Consider the following 10,639-nt stretch of genomic DNA (forward strand, 5'->3'; position numbering starts at 1 on the left):
GCACCGGCACCCCGCCCTGCCCTGCCGCTCCACCCCAGGACGCTCCCACGCACCGCACCCTGACCGGCCGGAATCAATCACCGCAGGTCGGCGTTGGTGCCGGTGGAACGAACGGAGGCGGATCGGTGCACGGTGAGTACAAGATCCCCGGCGGCAAGCTCGTCGTGGTGGACCTGGACGTCGAGGACGGGCTGCTGCGTCACGCGCGCGTGGCCGGCGATTTCTTCCTCGAACCGGACGAGGCGCTGGACGCCGTGAACCACGCGCTGGAGGGCGCCCCCGCCGACACCGACGCGGCGGGCCTGGCCGCCCGTGTCGACGCCGCGCTGCCCGTGGGCACGGTCATGTACGGCCTGACCTCGGAGGGCATCGGGATCGCGGTGCGCCGGGCGGTCGCACGCGCCACCGACTGGACGGACTACGACTGGCAGCTGATCCACGAGGGGCCGCAGTCCCCGGCGTTGCACATGGCCCTGGACGAGGTGCTGACCGCGGAGGTCGCCGCGGGCCGCCGTCCGCCGACGCTCCGCGTGTGGGAGTGGGGAGCCCCGTCCGTGATCATCGGCAGCTTCCAGTCGCTGCGCAACGAGGTCGACCCCGAGGGCGCCGCGCGGCACGGCATCGAGGTGGTGCGCCGGATCTCCGGTGGCGGCGCGATGTTCGTGGAGCCGGGCAACACCATCACCTACTCGCTCTCGGTGCCGGAGGCGCTCGTCCAGGGCCTGTCGTTCCAGGACAGCTACGCCTATCTCGACGACTGGGTGCTCGGCGCGCTCGGGGACATGGGGATCAAGGCCTGGTACCAGCCCCTGAACGACATCGCGACGGAGCAGGGCAAGATCGCGGGCGCCGCCCAGAAGCGGATGGTCGGTCCGGGCGGCGGCCCGGGTGCCGTGCTCCACCACGTGACCATGTCGTACGACATCGACGCCGACAAGATGCTCGAAGTGCTGCGCATCGGCCGGGAGAAGCTCTCCGACAAGGGCACCGGTAGCGCGAAGAAGCGGGTGGACCCGCTGCGCCGCCAGACGGGCCTCGCACGCGAAGAGGTCATCGGGCGGATGATCGAATCCTTCCGTGGCCGCTACGGGCTCACGGACGGCGGAGTGACACCCGCGGAACAGGCCCGCGCCGAGGAGCTGGCGCGCTCGAAGTTCGGGTCGGCCGAGTGGACGGCCCGGGTGCCCTAGAGGGAGTCCGGCCGCCCTCCCGCCGGGCGGCCGGCGACCGCACAGGGCGCCGAACGCGCGGGACCCGCAGCCCTCCGGACCCGAGCCGCTCGGGACCCGCAGCCCTCCGTACCCGGACCGCTTGAACGGGGAGCCCTCAGGACGAGGACGCCCACGCCGTCGTGCCGAGCGTGTTCTCGGGGCCGATGTCGAGGGTCTCCGGGGGCCGTACGTTCACGGCGGCACGCCCCTTCTGCGGGACGACCCGGAGGTACGTGCCGTTCTCGGCCGCCATCCGCCAGTACAGGGCCGCCCGCGCGCTCTCCCCGGGGCTCAGGGTGAACGGCTCGGCCCCGGCGTCCTCGGGAGCCATCGGGACCTTGTCGGTGCCCTGGACGGCGCGCACGCCCGTGAGCGGGGCGCCCTTCTCGTCGAGGACGCGGACGGAGGGGTAGCCGTTCACCCGGTAGGGCCGCTCGGAGCAGTTGGTGAGGGTGAGCGTCATCGCCCGCAGTCCCATGGCCGCGTCGACAGGGCCGGCGTCGACGCGTACTCCGGACGGCGAGCAGTCGCCGGCCGGCGGGACCGCGACGGCGGGCGAGGGGCGGGGCGCGGGCCGGTGGTCCGGCTCGGTGAAGAAGCCGCAACCGCCCAGGGCGAGTGCCAGCGCACCGGCGAGTACGGCACGACGGAGCGGTCCCGGGCTCTGCTGTCCCTGGTGCGACACGGTCATTCGCCGATCATCGCACGCGCCACTGAGCGCCACCTCGGGCCGTCACCAGTCCCGACTCGTAGGCGAACACGACCAGTTGGGCCCGGTCGCGGGCGCCCAGCTTGGTCATGGCGCGACTGATGTGCGTCTTGGCGGTGAACGGGCTGATGACCATGTGGGCGGCGATCTCCTCGTTGGTGAGGCCGCGCGCGGCGAGCGCGGTGACCTCGCGTTCGCGGCGGGTGAGGCACTCCAGGCCCGGCGCGGTGGCCCGGTCCGGGGGCCGGGCCACGAACTCGCCGATCAGCGTGCGGGTCACGGACGGGGACAGCAGTGCCTCTCCGTGCGCGACGACCTCGATGGCCTGGAGGAGGTCGGCGGGTTCGGTGTCCTTGAGCAGGAAGCCGCTCGCCCCGGCCCGCAGCGCCTCGAAGACGTACTCGTCCAGGCCGTAGTTGGTGAGAATGAGGACGCGCACGGCGGACAGTTGCGGGTCTGCGGCGATCCGCCGGGTCGCCTCGATGCCCGACATCACCGGCATCTGTACGTCGACGAGGGCGACGTCCGGCCGCTCGGCCCGCACCAGCGCGAGCCCCTGCTGCCCGTCGGCGGCCTCGCCGACCACCTCGATGCCGTCCTCGGCGTCCAGCAGGGCGCGGAATCCGGCGCGCATCAGTGCCTGGTCGTCGACGAGCGCGACCCTGATCACGACACCTCCTCCGGTGCGCCCAGCGGCAGTTGGGCGTGGACGGAGAATCCGCCTCCGGCGCGCGGGGCGGCCCGCAGGGTGCCGCCGAGAGCCGTGACGCGTTCCCGCATGCCGGTGAGGCCGATACCGGGCACGGGCGGACAGGACGGGTCGGCGCCGCCGTCGTCGTCCACCGAGATCGCCAGCCCGGCCGCCGAGTAGTCGAGCCGGACGGTCACCTCGGCCGGCCCCGCGTGGCGGGCGGCGTTGGTCAGCGCCTCCTGGACGATGCGGTAGGCCGCTCGGTCCAGGGTCGCCGTCAGCGGTCGTTCGTCGCCGCTGACCGACAGTTCGACGGCGAGGCCCGCGGCCCGGGCCCGCTCCACGAGCAGCGCGGGCGTACCGGCCGGCTCGTCGGTGCGCAACACCTCCAGCGTGGCCCGCAGTTCGCGCATCGCCTCACCGCCCGCCTCCTGGATGGCGAGCAGCGCGGGCGGCACCTCCTCGCCGCGTTTACGGGCGAGGTGGACGGCAACCCCGGCCTGGAGTTTGACGATCGAGATGCTGTGGGTGAGCGAGTCGTGCAACTCCCTTGCAATGCGCAGCCGTTCCTCGCCGGCCCGGCGCAGGGCGGCCTCCTCCCGGGTGCGTTCCGCCTCCAGCGCGCGCTGTTCGGTCTGGCGCAGGTAGGCCTGCCAGTTGCGGTCGGCGAGGCCCGTCACCAGGGCGCACAGGAACCAGCCCGCCAGCAGGAGGGTGCGTTCGACGATCTCCTGACGGGTGGGGCCCGTCGCGACGAACCCGGCCAGGAACACGGCACTCGCGAGGGCGGCCACGCCCCGGTGGCCGGCGCGCGCGGCGGTGTGGACGGCGCCCAGGACGGGCAGGGCGGCGAGCGGCCCGGGGTGCGCGTGCAGGACGTACGCCGTCGTGGTGAGGGTGCTGACCGCGAGGACCGTGCGCGGCGCGCGGCGATAGGCCGCCAGGGCCAGGGAGGCGAGGGCCGTCAGGACGTAGTCGGCGGGGGCGGTGCCGTCGTCGAAGGCGGCCGCGGTCATGACGAGGGCGCCGACGACGAGCGCGAGGGCGGTGTCGGCGAGCTGTCGGCGCGCGGCCTGGTCCAGCGTCATGTCCCGCACGATAGACGGCTGTTCGGCCGGTCGCGTCAGACCTGTGGAGGGGGCCCGGCCTACTCCCGGCGGAGTAGGCCGGGCCGTGTCCGGACCGGGTGGGGTAGCCCGGAGTGCCTTCGGCCGTACGACGCCCGCGCACCCCCCTGTGGATCAGGGTTGTCGTGTCGGTGGCCGTCGGGCGCACCGCATCACCCGCCAGGAGGAACCCCGTGTCCAGCCCCTTCCGCCACACCACTCCACCGGAGCCCGCGTCCGCCGCCGGGCCCGTCCGCGCCGTCTACACGCAGCTCGCCAGGGACTTCGGCATCACACGGGCGCCCACCTTCGTCGTGCTGTCCTCCGCTCCCGGGATCATGGCATCCGCCTGGGCGCTGATGCGGGAGTCGCTGATCGCGGGCGACGGCGGCAGGACCGGGAAGGAACTCGCGGCGCTCGGGGTGTCCGAGGCCAATCGCTGTCCGTTCTGCGTGGACGCGCACAGGATGCTGCTGCACGCGACGGGCGACCACGCGCTCGCGGAGCGGGTGACCCGTGGTGAGCGGCCCGCCGACGAGGACCAGGCGCGGTTGCTGGCGTGGGGCAGGTCGACCCGGATTCCCGGGGCGCCGGAGCTGATCCCGTACCCCTTCCCGGCCGCGCACGCCCCCGCGTACATCGGCACCGCACTCGCCTTCCACTTCATCAACCGTGTGGTGTCGGCGCTGCTGACCGAGCAGTTGCTGCCGGGCAACGTCCAGCGCTTCCGGGCCGTGCGCAGTCTGGGCGGGCGGTCGCTGTCCAGGACGGTGCGCCGTCATCCCGCTCCCGGTGCCGGTCTGACTCTCCTCGACGGTGTCGGTCTGCCCGTCGTCGATCACGCGGGTCCCGGGCCGGACTGGGCGCGTGCGACCACGGTCGGCCCCGCCTATGCCGCGCTGCGTGCGGCCGCGGGTGAGGGCGAGGGGCTTCTCGACGCCGCCGACCGGCTCCTCGTACGGGAGACGCTCGGTGCCTGGGACGGCGCGCATCCGCCGCTCGCGTGGGACGGGCTTCCCGGCCGTGGGCGCCCCGGGGCCCGACTGGCGCTGCTGGCGGCGCTCGCCCCGTACCGGATCACGGACGAGGACGTGGCGGCCTGGCGCACCCCGGACCGCACCGACGCCTGTCTGGTGCGTCTGGTCGCGTACGGCGCGTTCGCCGCCGTCGACCGGATCGAGAGCGCGCTGCCCGTGCGCACGGCGAGGGAGGCATCGTGACGGGGATCGCCAACTCCGTTCAGGCACAGGTGTGGAACGGTCCTCTGGGCAGTCACTGGGCCACCCACCACGCCCGTTACGACGCCCTCGTGTCGGGTCTCGACGACGCGCTCTTCGCGGGTGCGGCGATCGCCGCGGGCGACCGTGTCCTGGACGTCGGCTGCGGGGCCGGCGCGACGACCAGGACCGCGGGACGGCTGGCCGCGCACGGACACGCGGTCGGTGTCGACATCTCGGCGCCCCTGCTGGACCGGGCGCGGGCGGCCACCGCCGCGGAGGGCGTCACCAACGTGGCGTACGAGCTCGCCGACGCCCAGACCCACCGTTTCCCGGCCGCCGGATACGACGTGATGATCAGCCGGGGCGGGGTGATGTTCTTCGCGGACCACTCGGCCGCGTTCCGGAACCTGGCGCGGGCACTGCGGCCGGGAGGGCGCCTGGCGTTCGTCTGTCCACAGCCCGCCGGACCGCATCTGGAGGAGTCGCGCGCCCTGAACCTCTTCGCGAAGCTCCTCGACGCGCCGGACGCCGACACACTCGCCGCGCAGACCGCGATGGCCTCCCTGTCCGACCCGGCTCGGATCCGCGAGGCGCTGGAGGGCTGGGACGAGGTGAGCGTGACGCCGGTCGGCACGGAGACGGTGTGGGGGCGGGACGCGGCCGACGCCGTCGGCTTCCTCCTCTCGCGTACGCCCGGAAGGGTGGTCGACACGGCCACCCGACGGGCCCTGGAGGACACCTTGCACCCTTATGAGACGGATCGTGGCGTGCGGCTGCGGGCGGCGGTATGGCTGGTGACGGCGGAGCGGAGCCCGGCCCTCCGGCCGTGAACCACAGTCACCGCACAGGCACGGAGCGAGTTCGCCCTTCCGCCCCACAGACAGTCATGTGACACTGTCGTCCCGTCCGCAGTGCGGACTCCTCCGCACCATCCCCCACGAGAAGTGCGCCGTGCGTTCTCTTCCTCTGCCGCTCGCCCTCACCGCGCGACTGCTGCCGGTCGCCGTGCTCGCCTGCACGGGCTGGGCCATGTCGTCCGGTTCGTCCACGTCGCCCTCGACCCCGACCGGGACCGGGACCGAGCACAAGTCGGCCCAGGACACCCAGAACCCCGCCCAGCCCTCGTCGACGGCGGCCACGAAGACGTACACGGCCGCGCCCGCCCCGTGCACCAGCGTCACGACGAAGACGATCACGTCCCTGGTCCCGGGCACCAAGACGGCCGGCCAGGAGATCGCCTCGACCGACAGGGCCGTACGCCGCACCTGCTCCTGGAACGCGCTCAAGGGGTTCGACTACCGCTGGCTCGACGTGTCCTACGAGATCATGGGCTCGGACGCGGCGGCGCAGAAGTCCTACCAGGAGCGCATGACGAAGAAGAGCGGCGGCGGCCCGGTGCCCGGCCTCGGCGACGGGGGCTACTCCGTCGTGAACCTCACCACCGAGGACAAGCAGCAGACCCGCGAGGGTGTGGTGATCGCCCGCGTGTCCAACGCGCTGGTGGCCGTCACCTACAACGGAAGCGACTTCGAGACCAAGAAGGCGCCCAGCACCGACGAGATCAACAAGGGGGCCATCAAGGCCGCCAAGGAGGTCGTGGCCACGCTGGAGAACGGCCGGAAGAGCTGACCGTTCTCCCTCGCGCGACCCGGTGTCAGGCGGCCGGCTCCGACCTGCCCCTCAGCAGCATCAGACCGGTGTAGAGCACCAGCGACGTGCCCAGGCCCACCGCCCAGCCGTAGTCCGCGAGCGACGACAGCGCCGGCACGGGCCGCCCGTCGATCAGCGGGTGGAAGTCGGCGCCGCCGACGGCCAGCACACCCCCGGTGACGAAGGCGACGACGGCCCGCCAGTTCCAGCCGCCGTCGTACCAGTAACGTCCGCCGGCGCGGTACAGGTCGGCGAGGTCGAGCCTGGTGCGGCGCAGGATCCAGTAGTCGGCGATGAGGATGCCGGCGACCGTGCCGAGCAGACCGCCGACGAGGCCGAGCCAGGTGAAGATGTAGCCCTGCGGGTCGGAGTAGAGCTTCCAGGGGAAGATCAGCACGCCGAGGACGCAGGTGGTCATGGCGCCGGCCCGGAAACTGATCCTCCTGGGCGCGATGTTGGAGAAGTCGAAGGCCGGGGAGACCAGGTTGGCCGCGATGTTCACGGACAGGGTCGCGACCAGCACGGTGACCAGTGCGTAGACGATGCCGGCGACGTTGTCCGTCTTGGCGGCCAGCTTGACCGGGTCCCAGATCGCCTCGCCGTACACGGCCTGCGATCCCGAGGTGACCATGACGGACAGGAAGGCGAAGAGCGTCATCGTGGTGGGCAGGCCGAGCGCCTGGCCCCAGGTCTGCGCCTTCTGGCTCCTGCCGTACCGGGTGAAGTCGGGGATGTTCAGCGACAGGGTGGACCAGAAGCCGATCATGCCCATGAGCGAGGGCCAGAACAGCTTCCAGAAGCCGTCGCCCCAGCCGAGTTTGGAGGGCTGGTCGAGCAACGGGCCGAAGCCGCCCGCCTTGCTGCTCATCCACCACAGCATGACGCCGGCGCCGACGAGCACGAAGGGTGCCGCCCAGTTCTCGAAGCGGCGGATCGTCTCCATGCCCCGGTAGATGATCGCGACCTGCAGCACCCAGAAGATCACGAAGGACAGCCACATCGTCCAGGCGTAGCCGCCGATGTGCGAGGCGTTCGCCCAGCTGTCCCCGAAGAGCTTGCCGGCGAGGAAGTAGATCGCCTCGCCGCCGATCCAGGTCTGGATGCCGAACCATCCGCAGGCCACCAACGCCCGCACGACCGCAGGGAGGTTGGCCCCGCGGACCCCGAAGGAGGCGCGGGCGAAGACCGGGAAGGGGATGCCGTACTTGGGTCCCGCGTGACCGGTGAGCAGCATCGGGACCAGCACGATCAGGTTGGCCAGCGCGATGGTGAACACGGCCTGTTTCCAGTCCATGCCGACGGCGATCAGACCGGAGGCCAGGGTCCAGGAGGCGGTGTTGTGGGCCATGCCGACCCAGAGCGCCGAGAAGTTGTACGTGGTCCAGGTCCGCCTCGCGACCGGGACCGGCAGCAGGTCCTCGTTGGCGTAGGGACCGCTGGGCGCCGGAGTGTCGGGGGCGAGTTCGACCCGGCCGTCGGCGAGTGCGACCTGGGCGGTTGGCGGGCTGTCGGTGGGGACGGTCTCGGGCATGGGCAGGCCAATCGAGTGAGGAGTGACGGAAAGGCCGTGCGGGTGGCGTCATGGGGGGTGCGCGGAGAGAGCGCCCTGGCCCCCTTCCCGGGACGGCGGGAAGGGGAGTACTAGGGGGCGGGGCGAGCGGCGTGTGGCCTCAACGGTGCCGTTCTCAGCGGTCGTTCAGCTGGTCATCGGACGTTGACCGCGGGGATGACCTTCGATCCGTAGGCGTCGATGGTGGCCTCCTGCGCGTCGTGCATGTCGTACAGGGCGAACTGGTCGACGCCCAGCTCGCGCAGCGCGTTCAGCTTCTCGACGTGCTGCTCGGCGGTGCCGATCAGGCAGAACCGGTCGACGATCTCGTCGGGGACGAACGTGGTGTCGGGGTTGCCGCTGCGTCCGTGGTGGGAGTAGTCGTACCCCTCGCGGGCCTTGATGTAGTCGGTGAGTTCGCCAGGCACGGCGGCGGAGTGCTCGCCGTACTTGGAGACGAGGTCGGCGACGTGGTTGCCGACCATGCCGCCGAACCAGCGGCACTGCTCCCGGGCGTGGGCGATCGCCTCCGGCGAGTCGTCCTCGGTGACGTAGGCGGGCGCGGCCACGCAGACGGTGACCTCGGACGGGTCCCGGCCCGCCTCCGCCGCCGCGGTCTTCACCGCCTTGACCATGTACTCGGTCAGGTAGAGGTCGGCGAGCTGGAGGATGAAGCCGTCGGCCTCCTCACCGGTCATCTTCAGCGCCTTGGGGCCGTAGGCGGCCATCCACACCGGGAGTTCGGCGCCCGGCCGCACCCAGGGGAACCGGACGACCGTGCCGCCGAGGTCGGCCTCCTCGCCGCGGCCGAGCGCCCGGATGACCTTCATCGCGCCACTGATGCGGGCGAGCGTGTTCGGCTTGCGGCCGGCGACGCGCATCGCCGAGTCGCCCCGTCCGATGCCGCACACCGTGCGGTTGCCGTACATGTCGTTGAGCGTCGCGAAGGTGGAGGCGGTGACCTCCCAGGTACGGGTACCGGGGTTGGTGACCATCGGCCCGACCGTCAGCCTCTCGGTCTGCGCGAGAATCTGACTGTAGATCACGAAGGGTTCCTGCCACAGCACGGCGGAGTCGAAAGTCCAGCCGTACGTGAAGCCGTTGTCCTCGGCCCGCTTCATCAGCTCGATGACGCGGGAGGCCGGGGGGTCGGTCTGCAGGACGAGTCCGAAGTCCATGGCGCCACTCCTAGGCACTCAGAGAAGGTACTGACAGGTGGAGCGGGGGGTGTAGACGCCGTGTCCCGCGCGTCCGGTGAACTCCCGCTCGGTGATGACCGGTTCGCCGCGCGAGAGCACGGTCTCGACTCGGCCGGTCACCCGCTTGCCCTCGTACGCCGAGTAGTCGACGTTCATGTGGTGCGTCTCGGCGGACATGACCTGCTCGGCGTGCGGGTCGTAGATGACGATGTCGGCGTCGGCGCCCGGCGCGATCGTGCCCTTCTTCGGGTACAGACCGAACATCCGGGCCGGGGTCGCGCAGGCGATCTCGATCCAGCGGCGGCGGGAGAGGTGTCCGTCGACGACGGCCTGGTGCAGCAGGTCCATGCGGTTCTCGACGCCCGGGAGGCCGTTGGGGATCTTCGAGAAGTCGCCGCGGCCGAGCTCCTTCTGGCCCACGAAGCAGAAGGGGCAGTGGTCGGTCGACACCACCTGGAGGTCGTTGGTGCGCAGGCCCCGCCACAGGGCGGCCTGGTGCTCCTTGGGCCGAAGGGGCGTGCTGCACACGTACTTCGAGCCCTCGAAGTCCGGCTCCGCGAGGTTGTCGGTCGACAGGAACAGGTACTGCGGGCAGGTCTCGCCGAACACGTTCAGGCCCTCGTCGCGCGCCCGTGCCAGCTCGGCGACCGCCTCCTGCGCCGAGACGTGCACGACGTACAGCGGTGCCCCCGCGACCTGTGCGAGCTTGATGGCGCGGTGGGTGGCCTCGGCCTCCAGGAGCGCCTTGCGGACCTCGCCGTGGAAGCGCGGGTCGGTCTCGCCCCGGGCCAGCGCCTGTTCGACGAGCACGTCGATCGCGATGCCGTTCTCGGCGTGCATCATGATCAGGCCGCCGTTCTCGGCGGAGCGCTGCATGGCGCGCAGGATCTGGCCGTCGTCGCTGTAGAAGACGCCGGGGTAGGCCATGAACTGCTTGAAGGAGGTGACGCCCTCCTGGACCAGCAGGTCCATCTCCTTCAGCGTCTCCTGGTTGACGTCCGAGACGATCATGTGGAAGGCGTAGTCGATGGCGCACCGGCCGTCGGCCTTGGCGTTCCAGGTGTCGAGGCCCTCGCGCAGCGAGTGGCCGACGCTCTGCACCGCGAAGTCGACGATGGTGGTGGTGCCGCCCCAGGCGGCCGCCCGGGTGCCCGTCTCGAAGGTGTCGGAGGCGGAGGTGCCGCCGAACGGCAGCTCCATGTGGGTGTGGGCGTGGGGGGGGGGGCGCCGGCCCCGCGCCGCGCCTCCCGGCGGCCGGGCGGCGGCGGGGGCGCCCCCGGGGCGCCCGGCGGCGGGGCGCGGCC

The 10,639-nt window shown here is 72.0% G+C and carries 10 protein-coding genes; 4 read left to right on the top strand and 6 right to left on the bottom strand.

Annotation, left to right across the window (positions count from 1 at the left end; all coding sequences use genetic code 11):
* Nucleotides 1–125: 125 nt before the first annotated feature.
* Complete coding sequence (locus tag ACFV2J_RS08805; RefSeq protein ID WP_385094781.1) at nt 126–1,190, top strand: lipoate--protein ligase family protein; 1,065 nt, start codon at nt 126–128, stop codon at nt 1,188–1,190.
* A 136-nt stretch (nt 1,191–1,326) separates the two neighbouring features.
* Here the strand turns inward: ACFV2J_RS08805 and ACFV2J_RS08810 are convergent, their stop codons facing one another.
* The 3 genes from ACFV2J_RS08810 to ACFV2J_RS08820 are packed head-to-tail and all read right to left on the bottom strand — an operon-like array spanning nt 1,327 to nt 3,699.
* Nucleotides 1,327–1,902 (bottom strand): DUF4232 domain-containing protein, encoded by a 576-nt coding sequence (locus ACFV2J_RS08810; protein WP_385094778.1) that lies wholly within the window; start codon nt 1,900–1,902, stop codon nt 1,327–1,329.
* Nucleotides 1,903–1,909: 7 nt separating this feature from the next.
* A complete protein-coding gene (locus tag ACFV2J_RS08815; RefSeq protein ID WP_385094776.1) occupies nt 1,910–2,590 on the bottom strand; it encodes a response regulator in 681 nt (226 codons plus the stop codon).
* Nucleotides 2,587–3,699 carry a sensor histidine kinase gene (locus ACFV2J_RS08820; RefSeq protein WP_385094773.1) on the bottom strand — a complete coding sequence of 371 codons (1,113 nt, stop codon included), beginning with the start codon at nt 3,697–3,699 and terminating at the stop codon, nt 2,587–2,589. The genes ACFV2J_RS08815 and ACFV2J_RS08820 overlap by 4 nt, the downstream gene beginning before the upstream one ends.
* 212 nt (nt 3,700–3,911) lie before the next feature.
* Between ACFV2J_RS08820 and ACFV2J_RS08825 the strand changes: the two genes are divergently transcribed.
* The 3 genes from ACFV2J_RS08825 (at nt 3,912) to ACFV2J_RS08835 (ending at nt 6,566) form a co-directional block, all read left to right on the top strand.
* Nucleotides 3,912–4,937, top strand: a complete 1,026-nt coding sequence (locus tag ACFV2J_RS08825; protein WP_385094582.1) for a carboxymuconolactone decarboxylase family protein — start codon at nt 3,912–3,914, stop codon at nt 4,935–4,937.
* Nucleotides 4,934–5,767, top strand: coding sequence for a class I SAM-dependent methyltransferase (locus tag ACFV2J_RS08830; RefSeq protein ID WP_385094579.1), 834 nt, complete (start codon nt 4,934–4,936; stop codon nt 5,765–5,767). The genes ACFV2J_RS08825 and ACFV2J_RS08830 overlap by 4 nt, the downstream gene beginning before the upstream one ends.
* Nucleotides 5,768–5,888: 121 nt before the next feature.
* Entirely contained in the window at nt 5,889–6,566 is a 678-nt protein-coding gene (locus tag ACFV2J_RS08835) for a hypothetical protein (RefSeq protein WP_385094576.1), read from the top strand.
* 25 nt (nt 6,567–6,591) lie between these two features.
* Here ACFV2J_RS08835 and ACFV2J_RS08840 read toward each other — a convergent pair whose 3' ends face one another.
* From ACFV2J_RS08840 to hydA, 3 genes are all read right to left on the bottom strand, one after another.
* The gene (locus tag ACFV2J_RS08840) at nt 6,592–8,118 is read right to left on the bottom strand and encodes an NCS1 family nucleobase:cation symporter-1 (protein WP_385094574.1); all 1,527 of its coding nucleotides are present in this window, start codon (nt 8,116–8,118) and stop codon (nt 6,592–6,594) included.
* Nucleotides 8,119–8,291: 173 nt separating this feature from the next.
* Complete coding sequence (locus ACFV2J_RS08845) at nt 8,292–9,314, bottom strand: TIGR03842 family LLM class F420-dependent oxidoreductase (protein WP_385094571.1); 1,023 nt, start codon at nt 9,312–9,314, stop codon at nt 8,292–8,294.
* 18 nt (nt 9,315–9,332) lie between these two features.
* Nucleotides 9,333–10,639 (bottom strand): dihydropyrimidinase (hydA, locus tag ACFV2J_RS08850; RefSeq protein WP_385437859.1); only part of this gene is annotated, 1,307 nt, incomplete at its 5' end.

The organism is Streptomyces sp. NPDC059668 (assembly GCF_042734135.1).
In the GTDB taxonomy this organism is placed as follows: Bacteria; Actinomycetota; Actinomycetes; order Streptomycetales; family Streptomycetaceae; genus Streptomyces.